The 19,650-nt window shown below is 70.6% G+C and carries 14 protein-coding genes and 1 tRNA gene; 4 read left to right on the top strand and 11 right to left on the bottom strand.

The window, feature by feature from the left end; translation table 11 throughout:
• Positions 1-26: 26 nt before the first annotated feature.
• A complete protein-coding gene (locus C9992_RS03515; RefSeq protein ID WP_106814616.1) occupies positions 27-971 on the bottom strand; it encodes a 1-phosphofructokinase family hexose kinase in 945 nt (314 codons plus the stop codon).
• A complete protein-coding gene (locus C9992_RS03520; RefSeq protein ID WP_106814172.1) occupies positions 968-1,747 on the bottom strand; it encodes a DeoR/GlpR family DNA-binding transcription regulator in 780 nt (259 codons plus the stop codon). Before C9992_RS03520 ends, C9992_RS03515 begins: the two co-directional genes overlap by 4 nt.
• Positions 1,748-1,820: 73 nt before the next feature.
• Here C9992_RS03520 and C9992_RS03525 point away from each other — a divergent pair, with 73 nt between their 5' ends.
• The gene (locus C9992_RS03525) at positions 1,821-2,747 is read left to right on the top strand and encodes an aminoglycoside phosphotransferase family protein (RefSeq protein WP_106814173.1); all 927 of its coding nucleotides are present in this window, start codon (positions 1,821-1,823) and stop codon (positions 2,745-2,747) included.
• 73 nt (positions 2,748-2,820) lie between these two features.
• On the opposite strand, the gene C9992_RS03530 is transcribed toward C9992_RS03525, so the two are convergent.
• From C9992_RS03530 to C9992_RS03540, 3 genes are all read right to left on the bottom strand, one after another.
• Positions 2,821-2,892, bottom strand: a tRNA-Gln gene (locus C9992_RS03530).
• Positions 2,893-2,961: 69 nt separating this feature from the next.
• Positions 2,962-4,491 (bottom strand): glutamate--tRNA ligase, encoded by a 1,530-nt coding sequence (gltX, locus tag C9992_RS03535; protein WP_106814174.1) that lies wholly within the window; start codon positions 4,489-4,491, stop codon positions 2,962-2,964.
• A gap of 11 nt (positions 4,492-4,502) precedes the next feature.
• Entirely contained in the window at positions 4,503-5,492 is a 990-nt protein-coding gene (locus C9992_RS03540) for a LysR family transcriptional regulator (RefSeq protein WP_106814617.1), read from the bottom strand.
• An 81-nt stretch (positions 5,493-5,573) separates the two neighbouring features.
• Here C9992_RS03540 and C9992_RS03545 point away from each other — a divergent pair, with 81 nt between their 5' ends.
• Positions 5,574-6,641 (top strand): aminotransferase class V-fold PLP-dependent enzyme, encoded by a 1,068-nt coding sequence (locus C9992_RS03545; protein WP_106814175.1) that lies wholly within the window; start codon positions 5,574-5,576, stop codon positions 6,639-6,641.
• 29 nt (positions 6,642-6,670) lie between these two features.
• Here the strand turns inward: C9992_RS03545 and C9992_RS03550 are convergent, their stop codons facing one another.
• The 5 genes from C9992_RS03550 to C9992_RS03570 form a co-directional block, all read right to left on the bottom strand.
• Positions 6,671-7,975, bottom strand: a complete 1,305-nt coding sequence (locus C9992_RS03550; RefSeq protein WP_106814176.1) for an MFS transporter — start codon at positions 7,973-7,975, stop codon at positions 6,671-6,673.
• A complete protein-coding gene (locus tag C9992_RS03555) occupies positions 7,968-8,735 on the bottom strand; it encodes a fumarylacetoacetate hydrolase family protein (protein ID WP_106814177.1) in 768 nt (255 codons plus the stop codon). Before C9992_RS03555 ends, C9992_RS03550 begins: the two co-directional genes overlap by 8 nt.
• A 9-nt stretch (positions 8,736-8,744) precedes the next feature.
• The gene (locus C9992_RS03560; protein WP_106814178.1) at positions 8,745-9,851 is read right to left on the bottom strand and encodes a branched-chain amino acid aminotransferase; all 1,107 of its coding nucleotides are present in this window, start codon (positions 9,849-9,851) and stop codon (positions 8,745-8,747) included.
• 63 nt (positions 9,852-9,914) lie between these two features.
• Positions 9,915-10,967 carry a 3-isopropylmalate dehydrogenase gene (locus C9992_RS03565; protein WP_106814179.1) on the bottom strand — a complete coding sequence of 351 codons (1,053 nt, stop codon included), beginning with the start codon at positions 10,965-10,967 and terminating at the stop codon, positions 9,915-9,917.
• Positions 10,968-10,974: 7 nt separating this feature from the next.
• Positions 10,975-12,513 (bottom strand): MFS transporter, encoded by a 1,539-nt coding sequence (locus C9992_RS03570; protein ID WP_106814180.1) that lies wholly within the window; start codon positions 12,511-12,513, stop codon positions 10,975-10,977.
• Between the two features lie 66 nt (positions 12,514-12,579).
• On the opposite strand from C9992_RS03570, the gene C9992_RS03575 reads away from it, so the two are divergent.
• A complete protein-coding gene (locus C9992_RS03575) occupies positions 12,580-13,125 on the top strand; it encodes a TetR/AcrR family transcriptional regulator (RefSeq protein WP_106814181.1) in 546 nt (181 codons plus the stop codon).
• A 574-nt stretch (positions 13,126-13,699) separates the two neighbouring features.
• Complete coding sequence (locus C9992_RS03580) at positions 13,700-17,875, top strand: AfsR/SARP family transcriptional regulator (RefSeq protein ID WP_160150822.1); 4,176 nt, start codon at positions 13,700-13,702, stop codon at positions 17,873-17,875.
• Positions 17,876-17,913: 38 nt separating this feature from the next.
• Here C9992_RS03580 and serA read toward each other — a convergent pair whose 3' ends face one another.
• Positions 17,914-19,518: a phosphoglycerate dehydrogenase gene (serA, locus tag C9992_RS03585; protein ID WP_106814183.1), complete on the bottom strand. Its 1,605-nt coding sequence runs from the start codon at positions 19,516-19,518 to the stop codon at positions 17,914-17,916.
• Positions 19,519-19,650: the final 132 nt, after the last annotated feature.

The raw sequence follows: 19,650 nt of genomic DNA on the forward strand, positions 1-19,650 counted from the left end.
TCGTGAGGGAAAAGGGGTGGCGGGGATCAGAACAGGCGCGTGATGGGCACGTCGCCATCGGGCAGGTCGTCGGGTGCGGGCGCCTGGGTGCCCGGGAGGGATGCCGCCGCCGCGCCGTAGCGCATGGCGAGGCGCAGCCGGTCCTCAGGGCCGGCCCCGCGGCTGTGGGCGAGCACATATCCGGCGAGCGAGCTGTCGCCGGCGCCGACGGTGCTCACGACGTCGATGGGCGGCGGCGTGGCGCACCACGCTCCCCCGTCGGCGACGAGGACCGCGCCGTGACCACCGAGGGTCACGAGCGCCGCACCCACACGCGCGGGCACGAGCGTGCGCACGGCCGCCAGAGCGGCGGCGACCACGTCGGTGCCGACGACGGCGGCACCGGTGAGCTCCTCGAGCTCGGTGTCGTTCGGCTTGATGAGATCGGGACGCGCGCGTTCGACGACTTCGGCCAGCGCCGCTCCCGAGGCGTCGACGGCGATGAGGGGGGCGAGATCACCGTGCGCGGCGCGCACGGCCTCGATGGCCCGCGCGTAGAGGTCGGGTGAAGCGCCTGGCGGCAGTGAGCCGGCGAGGACCAGCCAGCGGGCGTGCGCACTCGCGGCGACCACCGACGCGATGAGCTGCGACTCCTCGGCGCTCGTGAGATGTTCACCGGCGACATTGAGCTTGGTGGTCACCCCGTCGGGGTCGGTGATGGCGAGGTTCACGCGCACGCGCCCACCGATCGCCACAGGCCGAACAGTCAGCCCTGACGCGCGCAGCAGGGCGCCGAAGGGATCGTGGGAGGCCAGCGGAACGATCGCCGTGCAGTCCTGGCCGGCAGCCGCCACCGCACGGGCGACGTTGATGCCCTTGCCGCCGGCATCCTCTCGCGAGGAGAGCACCGTCTGCACCTCGCCGACCCGCAGTGGCGCGGTCAAGGCGATGGTGCGGTCGAGAGCCGGGTTGGCCGTGAGCGTCACGATCACGCGATCCACACCTCCACCTCGGCGTCGGCCAGAGCGGAGGCCAACTCCGGGTCGGGAGCGGCGTCGGTCACCAGGATGTCGATGTCGCCGAGCGCGGCGAAGCCGACGAGCAGCTCGGCGCCGTGCTTCTCGGCGTCGGCGACGACGACGACACGGCGCGCGGCCTGCACGATGGCCCGCTTGACGGCGGCCTCGTCGGGATCCGGGGTGCTGAGCCCGAATCCGGCGGACACGCCGTTGGTGCCGATGAACGCCACGTCCGGCCGGAGTCCCTCAATCGCACGGACGGTGTCGGCGCCGACAGCGGCGGCCGTGATGCCGCGAACGCGCCCACCGAGCAGGGTGAGCGATGCGCCCCGCACGCCGGCCAGCGCGTGCCCCAGGGTGAGCGAATGGGTGACGACCTCGATGCGGTCCGTGGCGAGGCGAGGTGCCAGCTGCGTCGCCACGGCGGCCGTCGTGGTTCCGGCGTCCAAGAAGACAGAACCGCTGAACCCGTCCGTGAGGGCGTCGAGCGCGCGCGCCGCGATGGCGGTCTTGGCCTCCCCGTGCCGCAGGAGCCGCTCCGTCAGCGACGGCTCACGGGTGCTCGCACGGTCCGCTGGGACGGCACCGCCGTGCACGCGGCGCAGTGCCCCCAGGGACTCCAGATGGTCGAGGTCGCGGCGGATCGTCTCGGTGGTGACATCGAATCGCTCCGCGAGTTCCACGACGCTGACCCGGCCCGCTTCCGCCAGCCGGCGCTCGATCTGCTCCTGGCGCTCCGTCGCGTACATGTGACAACCCCTCGTTGGATTCCCACACAGTACAACACACTCCAACATAAACACAACCCGATATCGTCGGAATGTGCCCGACAAGCCTGCCGCCGAGGTCGACATCGATGCGCATCTCATCCGCGCCCTGCTCGCCTCGCAAGCCGACGACGCCTTGCCTGGCGCGTCGACGCGCAGCCTCCGCAAGATCGCCGAGGGGTGGGACAGCGAGGTGTGGCGACTGGGCTCGGCTCATGCCGTCCGGCTTCCTCGGCGGGAGCTCGCGGCGCCGCTGGTCCTTCACGAGCAGCTCGCTCTGCCGAGCATCGCCGCCCGCCTCAGTCCGACAGGGGTGCAGGTGCCCGAGCCGCTCGTGGCCGGGAGGCCGGCGCTGGGCTATCCGTGGTCATGGTCGGTCGTGCCGTGGATCGACGGCGTGCGCGCTCTGGACGTTCCGCGGATCCAACGTGCGCCATGGGCCGCGACGCTTGCTCGCGCCCTGGATGCGCTGCACGTCGAAGCGCCCGCCGATCATCCCGTCAACCCGTTCCGCGGGCGCCCCCTCGCCGCGCGCGCCGGAGCGATCGATGAACGGCTGGAGGCCGCCAGGGCGTCCGGCGGCCTGGACGCCGCGAGTGCGCGTGCTCTGGAGACGGTATGGCGGGCCGGCGTGGACGCCGCCGCCTGGGACCGGCCGCCGGTGTGGATCCACGGCGACCTCCATCCCGGCAATCTGGTGGCACACGGCGACGCCTTGGCCGGCATCATCGACTTCGGCGACGTCACCGCCGGCGACCCGGCCTACGACCTCGCCGTCGCGTGGCTGGCCTTCGACGGCGGCGGCCGCGCGCGGTTCGTCACGACCGCCGGATCGCGCTACGACGACGCCATCTGGATCCGCGCCCGGGCGTGGGCAGCCGCGATCGCGATCATGCTGCTCACGCACAGTGACGACAACCCGGACTACTTCGCGCTCGGCAAGGCGTCCGTAGCCGAGATCCTCCTCGATGAAGGGCCGTGACGCCCTCGATGAAGGCCCGTGACGTCAGATGCACCTACGCAAAAACCCCCGCTGAGCGGGGGTTTTTCTACTGCTGGGGTACCTGGACTCGAACCAAGAACAACTGAACCAGAATCAGCCGTGTTGCCAATTACACCATACCCCAAGGCTGTCAGCCGAAGCCGTGCCGAGGAACGAGTCTACGCGACCGCGGGACGTCGTCCAAACCGAGCGGTCACCCGCGCGCGTCGACGAGGGCACCCAGACGCCGGATGGTCTCGGTCTTGCCGAGCAGCTCCATCGACTCGAACAGCGGCGGTGAGACCCGGCGCCCGCTGAGAGCCACACGCAGCGGACCGTAGGCGATGCGGGGCTTCAGCCCCAGGCCACCCTCTTCCACCGGAGAGACGAGCGCGCCCGCGAGCGCCTCCTGCACCGCAGCGGCTGTGAACTCGGATTCGGGTACCACCTCCAGCGCACCCACCGAGGCGACCAGCACCTCGGCGGCGTTGGCCGGCAGGGATGCCAGGGCATCCTCCTGGTAGCTGATGGAGCCCGTGAAGAGGAAGCCGAGCAGACCCGGCGCATCGCCGAGCAGCTGCATGCGCTCCTGCACCAACGGCGCGGCCGCCGTCAGCATCGCCTGCTGAGCGGGCGTCGGCGTCTCGTCGACGACGCCCGCCGCCGCGAGGTACGGCACGAGCCGCGCGGCGAAGTCGTCGGGTCGCAGCATCCGGATGTGGTCGCCGTTGATCGACTCCGCCTTCTTCTGGTCGAACCGCGCCGGATTGGGGTTGACATCCACGATGTCGAACGCCGCGACGAGCTCCTGCAGCGAGAACACGTCGCGGTCGGGCCCGATCGACCAGCCCAGCAGCGCCAGGTAGTTGAGAAGGCCCTCGTGGATGAAGCCCTTCTCGCGCTGAAGGAACAGGTCGGCCTTGGGATCACGCTTGGAGAGCTTCTTGTTCCCCTCCTCCCCCAGCACCAGCGGCATGTGCGCGAAGCGCGGGATGAACGTCGTGATCCCCGCGTCGACGAGGGCGCTGTACAGCGCCAGCTGCCGCGCGGTCGAAGGCATCAGATCCTCGCCGCGGATGACGTGCGTGATGCCCATGAGAGCGTCGTCGACGGGATTGACGAATGGGTACAGCGGCACGCCGCCCGCGCGCACGAGCACGAAATCGGGGAACGACCCTGCCGGGAAGGTGACCTCACCGCGGATGAGGTCGACGTAGGTGAGGTCCTCGTCGGGCACGCGCAGGCGCCAGGCCGGCTCCCGTCCCTCTGCCCGGAAGGCCGCCTTCTGCTCCTCGGTGAGGTTCCGGTCGAAGTTGTCGTAGCCGAGCTGCTTGGCACGGCCGTTGGCCTCATTGCGGGCGTCGATCTCCTCCGGCGTGGAGTAGCTCTCGTACACGGCGCCCGCCGCGATGAGCTTGTCGAGGATCTCGCGATAGATGTGGTGCCGCTGCGACTGGCGGTACGGCGCGTGCGGTCCGCCCACCTCGACGCCCTCGTCCCAGTCGATCTTGAGCCAGCGCAGCGCCTCGAGCAGCTGCTGGTAGCTCTCCTCGCTGTCCCGCGCCGCGTCGGTGTCCTCGATGCGGAAGACGAGCTTGCCGCCGTTGTGCCGCGCGTACGCCCAGTTGAACAGCACGGTGCGGATGAGACCGACGTGCGGAAGGCCGGTGGGTGACGGGCAGAAGCGCACGCGCACGTCCGCTCCGGTCGCCGTGGTGGTGCGGGGGTCAGGCGAAGAAGACATCGCCAGCCAGTCTAGTTGCGGGATGCCGCAAGCCCGGGCCCGCCGGCGGCGGACGCCGCGCGCCCTGTGCGTTGCGCGACGACGCGCAGCAGCGCGTCGAGAGTGGCGCGCACGGCGGGCACACGGTCGGCGCCGCGTGCGGTGACGGCGTGGAGCGTGCGCTGCTCCCCCGGCGGCAGGGGCACCACCGCCACTCCCGGCAGCTGCGGGAACGACTCCACCGCCATGCGAGGAAGAATGGCGACACCGATGCCCTGGGCCACAAGACCTTCGACGGCGACGAAGTTGTCGGTCTCGAAGGTGATCGCCGGCGCGAAGCCGGCGCGATCGCACAGCTCGAGCAGGTGCCCCCGGCAGCGTGGACAGCCCGCGATCCACTTCTCGCCGGCGAGGTCGGCCACCTCGAGCGTCGCGGCGCGTGCCGCGGGGTGCGCCGCGGGCAGCACGGCCAGCATCTCGTCCGTCCCGACGATCCTCACCGACAGGCCGCGGGCGCTCGTGCCGTGCGGATCATTCCGGTCGCCCGGGTAGCTGAAGGTGAGCGCGATGTCGGTGCGGTCCTCCCGCACCGCCGCGACCGCCTCGGGCGGCTCGGCCTCGACATACGTCAAGGCGATTCCCGGATGCCGGTCGCCGAGGTCCGCCAGGAGCCTCGGCACGATCGTTGGAGAGGCGGACGGGAAGGCCATCAGCCGCACGCGGGCGGACTGCAGACCCCAGAGCTCGGCGAGCTCGCCGGCGGCGGCATCCAGCGCGGTCGTCACCGCGGATGCGTGACGAGCAAGGATGCGACCGGCCTCGGTGAGGCGGACGCGGCGACCGACACGCTCGACGACGGCGACCCCCAGTCGCTGTTCGAGCCGTTTGAGCTGCTGGCTGATCGCGGGCTGGCTGTAGCCCAGTTCTCGTGCGGCTGCCGTGATCGAGCCCGTGTCGAACACGGCCTTCACCACCCGCAACTCCCGCGCATCGAACACGGGGTCATCGAATGGATCGGTCACGGCTGAAGCATAACTGCCCGTTATGTCTTCGATGGCGAACGTGCCGTAGATCTGCGGGGACGATGCGCGCAAGCTTGATCCATGACCGCGATCGCCTCTCCCGCCGCTCTGGCGGACGCGCGCGGCCAGTTCCCCGGCGGGCGCGGCTATCTCGCGGCCTGCACCGTCGGCCTCCCCCCGCGCGCCTCGCACCAGGCTGTGATCGCCGATCTGGATGCCGCCGCGGCGGGCCGGCCCGACATCACGGCATACTGCGCAGCAGCCGAGCAGTCCCGGGCTCACTTCGCGTCGCTGGTGACGGTGGACGCGGCGCGGGTGGCCATCGGCTCCCAGAGCTCGGTGGCGGCAGCGCTCGTCGCCGGCGCCGTGCCCGACGGGTCCGAGGTGCTCGTTCCCGACGGCGAGTTCTCGTCGATCGTGCTCCCCTTCGTGCATGCGGGCCGAGGTATCCGCGTGCGAACCGCACCGCTGTCCGATCTCGCAGCGCACATCGGACCGCAGACGCGATTGGTGGCGTTCTCACTGGTCCAGTCGGCGACCGGAGAGGTGGCCGATGCCGCCGCGATCGCGACCGCCGCTGCCCGGCACGACAGCCTCACGCTGTGCGACGCGACGCAGGCCGTCGGGTGGCTGAAGGTGGACGCCGCCATGTTCGACGCGGTGATCTGCCACGCGTACAAGTGGCTCTGCGCTCCGCGCGGGGTGTCGTTCCTGGCGGTGTCGGACCGCCTCGCGGAGCGGATGCGGCCGCTGTACGCCGGATGGTACGCGGGCGAGGACCCGTGGGCCTCGTGTTACGGGGCAGAGGTCGAGCTGGCCGCCGACGCGCGCCGCTTCGACGTCTCGCCCGCGTGGCAGGCGTTCGTGGGCGCCGCCCCGGCGCTCTCGCTGTTCGCGGCCCTGGACCCGGCGGACCTGTACGCGCACTCGGCGAGGCTCGCCGCCGCGTTCCGCGCCGGCCGAGAGCTGACCGAGCCGCCGCGTGCCTCGGCGATCGTGACGTGGGCCGATCCCGACGGCTCGGATCTCGCGCGTCTGACCGCCGCCGGCATCACCGCCTCCGGACGTTCCGGCCGGGCGCGGGTGGCGTTCCACCTGTTCAACGATGATGACGACGTCGACCTCGCGCTGGCGGCACTCGATCGCTGACGGCGCGGGGGCGCGCTGGGGTGGGCTTTTCAGCCCTCCGCCGACGAACCGGCGGCCGGTCGTGCGGCGGAGGCGCGCCACCCCAGTGGAGCCAGCACCACCGAAGCGACCACCAGCACCATCACCACGAGCGCAAGGCCGCCGTACCCAATCCAGCCGAGCACGCCGCCGGCCAGGATCGCGCCGATGCCGCCCACGATGCTCATGGTGAAGTCGCTGAGGCCCTGACGCCGGGTGCGCAGCTGTTCCGACGAGGACTCGGTGAGCAGCGTCGATCCGGCGACCGTCGAGGCGCTCCAGCCCAGGCCGAGCAGAACCAGGGCCACGGTGACCGAGGTCGTCGATGCCTGGCCGAAGGACGCCGTCAGCAGAGCCGCGGCCAGCAGCGCCTGACCGACGAGGATGGTCGGCACACGCCCGATGCGGTCGGCGAGGATGCCGAACACCGGCGACAGCAGGTACATGCCGGCGATGTGGAGGCTGATAGTCAGGCCGATGATCGACAGCGTCGCCGCGTCGGACTCGCCATGGGTCAGGTGCGTCAGATGCACGGGCGTCATCGCCATGATGGAGACCATCGTCCCGTGCGCCGCGGCGATGGCGAAGATCGCGTAGCGGGCGGCGAGCGGGCGGTCTGCGCGTGCGATGGGCCGGCTCTCGGCGGGCGTCCCGGCGACGACGCGCTGCGCGAGCAGCAGCGGGTCGGGGCGCATCGCGACCAGGTACAGCACGATGGCCAGCGCCTGGGCGACCACCGTGAACAGGTACGGACCGGTCAGCGGAGGCATGCCCACGGCGTCGCCCAGGACCTCCCCCGGACCGGTCAGATTCGGTCCCAGCACCGCGCCGACGGTGGTCGCCCACACCACGATCGACAGATCACGCCCTCGCGTGGCATCCGTCGCGAGGTCTGCGGCCGCGAAGCGTGATTGCAGGTTCGCCGCCTGGCCTGCGCCGATGATGAGGAAGCCGACCAGCAGCAGCGGGAACGCGCGCAGCGCCACCGCGAGGATCACCAGCCCCACGCCCGCGAGAGCCACCGCCATGCCCGTCGTCAGCGACACGCGCCTCCCGCGGCGCCGCGCGATCGCGGCCAGTGGCACCGCCGTGAGCGCTGTCCCGAACGTCACCGCCGCGGCCGCGAGGCCCGAGAACGCCTCCTCGCCCGACAGTTCCGCCGCCAGCACTGCCCCCAGCGACAGCGTCGCACCGAACGCCAGGCCGCCGAGCACCTGACCGAGCGAGAGCACGGCGACCGTGCGGCGCTGGACGCCCGCCACCGCTGCGGCGGTCGGCACGACGCCCGCCGCCTGAGGAGGCTCGGTGTCAGGCATCGCGGGCGGGGTTACGCAGCGTGCCCAGCCCGGTGATCTCGACCTCGACCGTGTCGCCGGCGGTGATCTGGCCGACCCCGGCGGGAGTGCCCGTGAGGATCACGTCGCCGGGCAGCAGCGTGAAGGCCGCCGACGCGTAGGCGATGACGTCGGCCAGCGAGAAGATCATGTCGCTGATCGGCCCCTGCTGCCGCACCTCGCCATTCAGCCGGGTGGTGATGACGGCCGGGCCGTTCACATCGAACTCCGTCTCGATGGCCGGTCCGAGCGGGCATGACGTGTCGAAGCCTTTCGCTCGCGCCCATTGGCCGTCCGACTTCTGCCAGTCGCGCGCGGTGAGGTCGTTGGCGATGGTGTAGCCGAAGACGTAGTCCAGCGCGTTCTCGGCCGGCACGTTCTTCGCGATGCGACCGATGACGGCGGCGAGCTCGCCCTCGAAGCTGATGAAGTCGGAGCCGCTCGGAAGCACGATCACGTCGCCGGGTCCGATCACCGCCGTGTTCGGCTTGAAGAAGAGCATCGGCGCGGCGGGGACGTCGTTACCCAGCTCGGCGGCGTGGTCGCGATAGTTCCGTCCGACCGCGACGATCTTCGAACGCGGGATCACGGGCGCGAGCAATGCCACATCGGCCAGCGGCACCCGCTCCCCCGTGGTCTCGTATCCGGCGAACATGGGGTCGCCGGCCAGCACCACCAGCTCCCCTTCGTCGACGATCCCGAACCTGATGGCGTCGTTGTGGCTGAAGCGCGCGATCCTCACCGGATCACACTAACCGTCGAGGCGGACGAGCCAGCCGTGCTTGTCCTCGCGGCGCCCGTACTGGATGTCGGTCAGCTCTTCGCGCAGCGACAGCGCCAGCTCACCCGTCGGCTGCTCGTCGAGGAAGTCCTTGCCCTTGAGCAGGCCGATGGGGGTGACCACAGCGGCCGTGCCGCAGGCGAACACCTCGACGATGTCGCCCGACGCGACGCCCTGGCGCCACTCGTCCAGCGACACCGGGCGCCCCTCCACCTTGTGGCCGCGGTCACGGGCGAGCTGGAGGATGGAGTCGCGGGTGATGCCTTCGAGGATGGAGTCGGATTCGGGCGTCACGACGGTGCCGTCCTTGTAGACGAACACCACGTTCATGCCGCCGAGCTCCTCGACGTTGCGGTCCTGATCCAGGAAGACGACCTGGTCGCACTCGTTCTCGTACGCCTCGGACTGCGGGAGCAGGCTGGCAGCGTAGTTCCCACCGGTCTTCGCGGCGCCCGTCCCGCCCTTGCCGGCGCGGGAGAAGTCCTCGCTCAGCCAGATCGACACCGGCTGCACACCGCCCTTGAAGTAGGCGCCCGCCGGCGACGCGATGACGTAGTAGCCGACCTTGTTCGCCGGGCGCACGCCCAGGAACGCCTCCTTCGCGAACATGAACGGCCGCAGGTACAGGCTCTGGTCCTCGCCGGACGGAACCCAGTCGCCGTCGACGGCGATCAGCTCACGCAGCGACTGGATGAAGTAGCTCACGGGGAGCTCGGGAAGGGCCAGACGCCGCGCCGAGCGCTGCAGTCGACGACCGTTCTGATCCGGCCGGAACGTGTGGATCGAGCCGTCCGCGTGCCGGTAGGCCTTGATGCCCTCGAAGATCTCCTGCCCGTAGTGCAGGACCGCCGCGGCCGGGTCCAGTGCGATCGGTCCGTACGGCTGCACGCGCGGGCGGTGCCATCCGCCGTTCACGGACCAGCAGATGTCGACCATGTGGTCGGTGAAGCTGGTCCCGAAGCCGGGATTGGCGAGGATCTGCTCGCGCTCCTGCACGGAGCGTGCCTGCAGGTTGCGGTTGACCGTGAACTCGAGAGGGGCGAGTCCGGTATCGGGGTCGGAATCGATGAGGGTCATGACGGGCCTGTGCTTTCGTGCGGTGACGTTCCGCTGGGTGGAGAGGCGCTTGCCGGTTCCAGGTTACGCCGAGAGCCGGGCGGCGATCGCGTCGCCGATCTGCGCGGTGGTACGGGATGACGCGCCCCGCGCCGCCAGATCCTCCTCGACGGCGGTCGTGATGCGCTGCGCCTCGTCCCGGAGCCCGAGGTGGTCGAGCAGCAGCGAGACGGAGAGGATGGCGGCCGTGGGGTCGGCCTTCTGCTGGCCTGCGATGTCGGGCGCCGAACCGTGCACGGGCTCGAACATCGAGGGGAACGCGCCGTCGGGGTTGATGTTGCCCGAGGCGGCGAGGCCGATGCCACCGGTGACGGCGCCGGCCAGGTCGGTCAGGATGTCGCCGAAGAGGTTGTCGGTGACGATCACATCGAAGCGGCCCGGGTTCGTGACCAGATAGATGGTGGCCGCGTCGACGTGCACATAGTCTACGGTCACGTCGGGGTGCTCCTGCGCCACCGCGTCGACGACGCGCTGCCAGATCCCGCCCGCGTGCACGAGCACGTTGGTCTTGTGCACCAGCGTGAGCTTGCGGCGACGGCGTTCGGCGAGGTCGAACGCGTAGCGCACGACACGCTCGACGCCGAACGCCGTGTTCACCGACGTCTCGTTGGCGATCTCGTGCGGGGTGCCCGTGCGGATGGACCCGCCGTTGCCCACGTACGGCCCCTCTGTGCCCTCTCTGACCACGACGAAGTCGATGTCGCCGGGCTCGGCGAGCGGTCCGGGGACGCCCGGGTACAGTCGCGACGGCCGAAGGTTGACGTAGTGATCGAGCTCGAAGCGGAGCTTCAGAAGCAGCCCGCGCTCGATGTTCGCGTTCTTCAGCCGCGGGTCACCGGGCACACCGCCGACCGCACCCAGAAGGATCGCGTCCTGCTCCTTGATCGACTGCAGGTCCGCATCGGTCAGCGTGTCGCCGGTCTCGAGGAACCGGCCTGCGCCCAGCGAGAACGTCGACTTCTCGAACGCGACGTCACTGGCCGCCGTCACGGCGTCGAGGATCTTCTCCGCCTCGGCGATGACCTCGGGACCGATGCCGTCACCCGGAATGACGGCCAGCTTCACGACACGCGACATGGTGCTCCTACGACTTCTGGCGGGACCCTCCCAGGGTAGTGGCCGCGATGACCCCGGCGAGGACGACCAGGACGGCGCCGATGAGGGCGGTCACGGTGACGCCCGCGTCGAAGGCGATCGCCGCCGCCTCCTGCAGCGCGGCCCCCGCCTCGCCGCCCACCCCGTGCGCGGCGTGGACCGCACCGGCGAGCGTCTGTGCTGCGGCCGCGGCTGCGGCATCCGGGACGCCGTCCGGCACCGCGAGGTTGGCGCGGTAGAGAGCGGTCAGGATGCCGCCCAGCACCGTCGTACCGAGCACGGCGCCGAGCTCGTACGCCGTCTCGGAGACCGCGCTGGCGGCGCCCGCCTTCGCCGGCGGGGCGCTGGCGAGCACGAGCTCGTTCGAGACGGTCTCGGCAGCGCCGATGCCGATGCCGAGCGAGATGAACGCGGCCACGAGGACGCCGACGCTGTCGGGCCCGGTGGCGAATGCGACCGTCACATAGCCCGCGAACGAGAAGACGAGTGCGACGGGGACCACCACACGGGCAGGCCACTTCTTGGCGATCGGCACGACCGCCAGTCCCGCCAGGATCATCATCGCCAGGCCCGGCACGAGAGCGAGACCGGCCTGCATCGGCGTGAGCCCCACGATGAGCTGGAGGTGCTGAGCGACGAAGAAGAGGAAGCCGACGAGGGCGATCACGCTCAGGAGGTTCACCAGAAGAGCGCCGGTGAAGGAGCCCCGGCGGAACAGCCGCATGTCGAGCATCGGCGTGCGGGCCTTCAGCTGGCGCCGCACGAACAGAGCACCGAAGCCGAGACCCACCAGCACCGGCAGCCACGCGGTGATCGCCAGACCGTGCACTGCAAGCTCCTTGATGCCGTAGACGATGGGAAGCATCGTGGCCACCGACAGCAGGATGCTGAGCGGGTCGATGCGCCCGGGGTGCGGATCGCGGCTCTCCGGCACGAGCAGGGGCGCGAAGACGAGGAGCGGTATCAGCACGGGCACCGACAGCAGGAACACCGATCCCCAAGCGAAGTGCTCCAGCAGCAGCCCGCCCACGATCGGCCCGAGTGCTGCGCCCGCCGAGAACATCGCGGCCCACACCGCGATCGCCAGGCGCCGCTGATCGCGGTCGGTGAAGATGCTGCGCAGCAGAGACAGCGTCGAGGGCATCAGCATCGCGCCGAACACTCCCATGGCCGCGCGCGCGGCGATGAGCCACGCCGCGCCGGGCGCGAAGGCAGCGAGCACCGATACGGCCGCGAACCCGGTGGCGCCGATGAGCAGCATCCGTCGCCGTCCGAAGCGGTCCCCGAGCGTGCCCATCGTGACCAGGAGCGCCGCCAGGACGAGCGGGTAGGCGTCGATGATCCACAGCTGCTGGGCGCTGGTGGGACCGAGCTCGAGGGCGATGGCCGGCAGCGCGAAGCTCAGCACGGTGTTGTCGACCGACACCAGCAGGACCGGCAGCATCAGCATCACCAGCGCCGCCCAGCCGCGCCAGCCGACCTTCCGGCCTCGGGCGTCGGCGAGCGAGAGTTCTTGCGTCAGTGTCATCGTTACTATACCGTCCAGCCGGTATAGTAACAGGGTGTCTTCCGCCGTGTCGATACGATCGAGGCCATGAGCCGCCCTCCCCTGGCCCGCGAGAAGGTGCTGGACGCCTTCGAGCAGATCCTCATCGAGGACGGGGAACGCGCGGCCACGATGGATGCCACAGCGAAGGCGGCCGGCGTGTCCAAGGGCGGCCTGCTCTATCACTTCGGCACCAAGGAAGCGCTCGAGGCGGCGGTCGTGGACCGGATGCGCGAGCTCGTCGACGCCGATGTCGCCGCGATGGCGGCGGCACCCGAGGGTCCCATCGCGTACTTCCTGCGGTCGTCGGCGATGGAGAACGACCCCCTGGATCACGCGGTGCTCGCGGTGTCGCGACTGGCGCAGGGCGGCAGCTCGGCAGCGGCCGAGGCGCTCCGCGGCATCCGTGAGCGATGGGCCGACGCGCTGCGGCATCGGACCAGGGACGACGTCGCCCTGGATCTCGTCATGCTCGTCAGCGACGGGCTCTATTTCAACAACGCGCTCTCGGGCGGTGCCATCCCCGGCCCCGTGCCCCGCGGACCCGCTATGGACGCCCTCATCGCCCTCGTGGAGCGCGCCGCACGCGGCTGACGAAGGATCGCCGGGCTCTTCCGGCGGCGCGCCATCAAGCAACACGCTGAGGACTTGGGATGCCGGCAGCCGAGCGATGACGGGTCCTCGATGTCACCGGTAGAGGTGGATGGTCCCCATCATGCACAGTTCGCGCACCTGCTTGACGGAGAAGCCGTACTCGCGAGGCAGGCGCTTCATGCACTCGCGCCGCGCCGCAACGGCGCGGGGTGAGAGCTTGGCCGGCCCGTCCGAGGACGTCGTCGCAACGGATTCGACTTTTCCGTGCGCCGTGGGTCTCGGAAGCGCCGACGGCGACGGAGTCGGGGCGGGGCCCTTCGGCGGAGCAGGTGCGTAGGTCTGAGTCGGATTCGGGGACGGCCGTGTCGCAGCGGAAACGTGACATGCCGTAAGCGGAGATGTGAGCGCGAAGGCGATCACGACGATCGTCGCGGTGCGCCGGCCCGTGGTGTGTGTGTTCATGAGTCCACCGTCGAATCGTCGGATACTCGGCCGGACGCCAAGACATACTCGCCGGATACTCCCCGTGCGCGTGCCCGTTGACGACGGCAGCAACCGGGCGGACACTGCAGGCATGGGCGTGGAGGTGCTCGGCCCGCTCGAGACGGGAGCGGTCTCGCTTCGGCCGCGGGAGCGAGCAATCCTGAGCGCGCTGATCGTCCGACTCGGCGCGTCGTGCAGCCTGGCAGAGCTTGCCGACGCGTACTGGGGCGACCAGGCACCGACGACGTGGGCCCAGCAGATCCGCACATCGGTCGCCCGTGTTCGGGAGCACCTGGGAAAAGACGCCGTGCTGACGACGACGTCGGGATACGCCTATGGTCTCGACGCGCAGACCGTGGACGCCGCGCGTTTCGAAACCGGCATCGCCCGCGCCCGCGAACAACTCCTTCAGGGCGAGGCGCCGCGCGCCGCTGAGACCTACCGCCGCGCTCTGGCCCTGTGGCGCGGGCCGCCATACCCCGATCTCGCCGAGTGGCCCCCCGCGGCGGCAGAAGCGCAGCGGCTGACGGAGATCCGGCGCAGCGCGGACGAGGAACTGCTCGAGGCGCGCCTGCGATCGGGCGAGCATCGCGCCGTCGCTGCCGACGCCGAGAGGTTGGTGCGCGAGGATCCACTGCGAGAGGAGCGCTGGGCGCTGTGGGCGCTCGCCGACTACCGCTGCGGTCGTCAGGCCGATGCGCTCGCGGTGTTGCGACGCGCCAGGGAACATCTGCGCGACGAGCTCGGCATCGAGCCCGGAGAACGGCTGACCTCCCTCGAGTCGGCCATCCTGCGCCAGGATCCGGGGCTCTCTGCACCTACGACCAGCAGCGCGACGAGCGCCGTCTGTCCCTACCGCGGGCTGCAGGCTTTCGGCCCCGACGACGCCGACGACTTCTTCGGACGGGATGCGGACATAGCGGCACTCCTGGATCGTGCACGACCCGGCGCGGTGGTCGTCGTGGTGGGTTCGTCGGGTTCTGGGAAGTCGTCGCTCGTGTACGCGGGTCTTCTGCCGCGCCTGCGAGGCCGCGAATGGCACGCCGTCATCGCCGGCTCGGGTCCGGCCACCATGGCCTCCATCCGAGTGTCGGTCGGCGGGCGCGGGGTGCTCGTGATCGATCAGGCGGACGCGCTGGTCGGCGTTCCCGGGGCCGACATGGACGAACTGGGTGAGCTGCTCGTCCGCCACTGCGAGGCAGGGGGCACGGTGGTGATGACGCTTCGATCGGATTTCCTCGATGCAGCGACGTCGTTGCCGGGAATCGGCCACCGGATCGCGCAGGGACTCTACGCGGTGGGGCCGCTCTCGCCCGACGGTCTCCGTGACGCGCTCGTGGAGCCGGCGCGCCGATCCGGGCTCACGCTCCAACCAGGCCTCGCCGAGATCGTCCTTCGCGACGCCGGTGACCGGCGGTCCACGCTGCCGCACGTCTCTCATGCCCTGATGGAGACATGGGCACGTCGTGAGGGCATCACGCTGACGGTCGACGGGTACGAGGCGGCTGGTGGCATCGCGGGCGCGATCGCGCAATCGGCCGAGTCGGTGTTCCTCTCGCTCTCCCCGCCCGATCAGCTCATCTGCCGTGACTTGATGCTCCGCCTCATCGCCCGTGGGACTGACGGCGCTTCGCTCCGGCATTGGACGCTGCTCGCGCCACTGGCCGAGGATCCGGCACGGCGACGGGTCCTCGAGCGGCTCATCGGTGCGCGGCTGGTGTCGGTCAACGGCGACGAGGTGACCGTGGTGCACGAGGCGATCGCCACGGCGTGGCCGCGACTCGATGCCTGGTTGGAAGAGGATGCGACGGGTGCGCGCGTGCTCGCGGCCCTCGCATCGAGCGCCCAAGCCTGGCAAACCGCGGGGCGCAGAGACGACGATCTGCTTCTGGGCGCCCGACTCACCATCGCGCTGGAGTGGCGCGATGCGGGTCCCCGTGACCTGACGACGATCGAGGCCGACTTCCTGCAGCAATCCGCAGCGCGGCAGGAGGACGAACGCCGAAGCCTCCACGAGCGGGCGGAGCGCGACCGGCACCAGAACCGCCGACTGCGCCGCGCTCTCGCGGGTGCCGGCGCGCTCCTGGTCGTCGCACTCGCCGCGGGCGGGTTCGCGGCGGTCCGCAGCGCTCAAGCCGTCGCCGCCGCCGAGGACTCCTGGACGGAGGCCCTTACCGCGACGGCAGTGGGCGTGCGAACCGAGGACCCAACGTTGTCGGCCCTCCTGGCGGCGGAGGCGTATCGCCGATGGCCCCTCGACGCCCGCACACGCCGAGCGCTGATGACCGTCATGGATGCCCCGGTCGCCAGCGTCTGGTCCGCCCCGATCCCGGAAGGCATCTACTCCGGCGCGTTGATCCCAGGATCCAGCGAGGCACTCGTCGTGACGAAAGGGCGCGTCGCTGTCACCTACGACGTCGAATCGGGCCGCCCGAACAACCGGCTCCAGATCGCCCTCGATCGGGTGGAGACCGGTTCGGGATACTCCGCGGTCACCACCGTCAGCCCCGACGGCCGCGTGGCCGTCGTCGCGGACTCCTTTCCGCGGGAGGCGAGGATGGCGTGGGAGTGCTGTGCGACCTCGCTGGCTTTCCTCGATCTGGTCGCCGGCGTGCCGATCGGTCCGCCGGTGCAGATCTCGCAGCATCTGCACCGGGTGGTGCGCTTCTCGGAGGATGGCAGTCTGTTGTATGCGACGGACTACGAGACCGGCGAGCTGCTGGCGGTCGACGTCTCCTCGGGGCTCGTCACCGGACGCGCCTCGGTCCTGCGCGACGGCGACCACGCCGCGCTGACCGGCAGCTTCCTCAGCAGCGTCACCCCGTGGGGGACGGATCGCATCGTCGTCGGGAGCGCACTTGCCGTCTCGGTGCTGAGGGCTGTCGACCTCTCTGTCGTCGCACGATGGGATGTGCCGGTCGCCACTGCGAACGAATCCGTGCTGCCCGTCGGAGAAGACACCCTGATCGGACTGGGTGGCGCGGGGGTGACGGCGGTGGACATGACCAGCGGCGGCGTGCTCTGGTCGCGCCCCCTGGCACCCTCGGCCTGCCAGTGGATCGTGGCCGCGCCAGAGCACAGAGTGTTCTTCTGCGGTGAGAATCTGGGGCGGATGACCGAGTGGCTCATCGCTACCGGCGAACCGACGGGGCGGGTGCTCGACGCGGGGGCCGGCGCCGTCAGTCCTCTCGGATACTCTGCCGACACTTCGCAGCTCGTCGTGGCTGACGCTTCGGACTCGACGCTGGTCGCCTGGCCCGTGGGCGGTTCGGGCCCCGCCTCTGAGGTCGTCGCAGCGCAGCGCTCGCTGATAGGCGGGTACGAACCGGGCGCTGGACGGTTCGTCGTCAGCGGGCGGACCCCGCAGGAAGCGGCACAGGTCATGTCCACGACGGAAGGAGGATCCGGCGAGTGGTCGCCCCTGCCGTCCGACAGAAGACCGGTGGGCTGGTCAGGTGCGGGCGCGATTGCGGCGCAAGATCCGTCAGGACGATTCGGGATACAGGTACTGGGCGGACGCTGGACCGTCATGTCCCGCGGTACGGATGCGATATGGCCGGGCCGAGATGGCGACCTCGCGTACGTCGTTCGTGCCAGGCAGCCGGGATCCGCCGAGGAGACGCAGGTCGCAGTCGTCGATCAATCCGGGCGAGAGACAGGGGTCTTCCTGTCCGCGGGGACCCGCGTCATGTCGATCTCGGACTCGGCCGCACTCGACCTCGTCGTCGTGACGACGTGGGCTCAGGCTCAGAACAGGTTCGAGACCCGCGTCTACGAGCGGAGCACCGGCCGGGAGTTGGCCCGAGGGCTCTTCGGCGCTCGCGTCACGGTGCTCGCGCCGACCGGCCAGGTGATGAGCACCGCCGGACGCGACCTCACGGTGAGCGAGGCCCGCACGCTGGCGCCGATCAGCGTGGTCGCCCTTGCAGGTGGCAGGCATGACGCCCTCCAGGTGAGCGACGACGGACGGACGATCGTGGCCGTGGATGCCGACTCCGCCCTCCTGTATGACCTGGCTGGGCGGATCGCCCTGGCGGACCTCGCCGTCGCGACGGAGGAAGGGGCGGCGCACGCCGTCCTCCGGCACGACGGCGCCGAGGTACTCCTGGATTCCCCGGCGGGGGTCGTGGCGTGGAACCTCGACCCGGCGGCTCAGTTCCGAGCGGCGTGCCGGGCGGCCGGACGCGAGTTGACAGCGGTGGAGTGGGCGACCCATGTCGGAACTGAGCCGCAGACCGCCACTTGTCGCTCGGTACTGAGGCGTTGAGGAATCGACTCGCGAGCGCTTCCCGCGCGCCGCACGGCTCACTCCTCGGTGAGCTCGATCCGACGGAACAGGTCGGCGCCGACGGACTCGCGCATCTCGTCGAGGAGGTCATCCGGCACGGGCGAGTCGACGGTGAGCACCGAGAGCGCACGACCGCTGGCGTCGGCCTGGGCGACCTGGAGCCCTGCGATGTTGATGCCGGCGCCGCCGAGCTTCTGGCCGTAGATCGCGACGATCCCGGGACGGTCGGCGTAGCGCATCACCAGGTGGTGACGCTCCATCGGAACCTCGATCTCGTAGCCGTTGATGCCGACGACCTTGGGAACCATCCGCGTCCCCGCGAGGGTGCCGGCGACGGTGAGGACCGTGCCGTCGGCCAGTGTCCCCCGCAGGATCGTGATGTTGCGGTAGAGCGGGCTCTCCGCCTCGACGATCAGTCGCGTCTCGATGCCGCGCTGCTCGGCGAACAGGGGTGCGTTCACGTACGACACGTTCTCGCTGACGACGTTCGCGAGGATGCCCTTGAGAGCCGCGAGCCGGTAGACGCTGACGTCGTAGGCGGCCAGCTCGCCGCGCACCTCGATGTCCAGGTTCGTCAGCGCGCTGTGGGACAGGCCGGTGAAGAACTGGCCGAGCTTCTCGACCAGGGCGATGCCCGGGCGAACGAACGGGTCGATGACACCGCCGGCGACGTTGACGGCGTCCGGCACGAGGTCGCCTTCGAGTGCGAGCTTGACGGACTTGGCCACCGAGACGCCGGCCTTCTCCTGCGCCTCCTCGGTGGACGCGCCGAGGTGCGGCGTCACGATCACGTTCGGCAGGCTGAGCAGCGGGAACGCGGTGCCCTCAGGAGCAGGCGGCTCGCTCGTGAAGACGTCGAGGCCGGCCCCGGCGATCTCGCCCTCCGACAGTGCCGTGTAGAGCGCCGCTTCGTCGATGAGGCCGCCGCGGGCGACGTTCACGACGTACGCGGACTTCTTCATGCGGCGGAACTGCTCGGCCCCGATCATCCCGGTCGTCTCGGGCGTCTTCGGCATGTGGATCGTCACGAAGTCGCTCTGCGAGAGCAGGTCGTCCAGTTCCAGCAGCTGCACGCCGAGCTGCTGCGCGCGCGCGGGCGTGACGTAGGGGTCGTAGGCGACGACCGTCACACCGAACGCCTGCAGCCGGGCGGCGATCAGCGCACCGATACGCCCGAGCCCGATGATGCCCACCGTCTTCTCGAAGAGCTCCGTGCCCGTGAAGGCGCTGCGCTTCCACGCCCCGCCGGCGAGCGAGGCGTGGGCGGCGGGGATCCGCCGCGCGAGGCTCAGGATGTGCCCGATCGTGAGCTCCGCCGCCGAGATGATGTTCGACGTCGGCGCGTTCACCACCATCACTCCGGCCGTGGTCGCCGCCTTGATGTCGACGTTGTCGAGGCCCACGCCCGCGCGGGCGACCACCTTGAGGACGGGGGCGGCGGCGATCGCCTCGGCATCCACCTTCGTCGCGGAGCGGATCAGCACCGCGTTCGCGTCGCCCAGCGCCGACAGCAGCGCCGGCCGGTCGGTGCCGTCGACGTAGCGCACGTCGAAGTCCGGACCGAGGGCGTCGATCGTGGCGGGTGAGAGCTCTTCGGCGATGAGGACGACAGGCTTCGGCACGGGTGTTCCTTCGGGGGCGGTGCGCGAACGCGCGGAGCAGGCCAGGATGCCGCGCCGCACGCCGTCGGGGGCGAGGCCTGTGCCAGCCTATCGCGGGTCCGCCGCCGTCCCCGACCGTGTGACGGCGCTCGA

Origin of the sequence: Microbacterium timonense, assembly GCF_900292075.1 — a bacterium.
GTDB lineage: Bacteria > Actinomycetota > Actinomycetes > Actinomycetales > Microbacteriaceae > Microbacterium > Microbacterium timonense.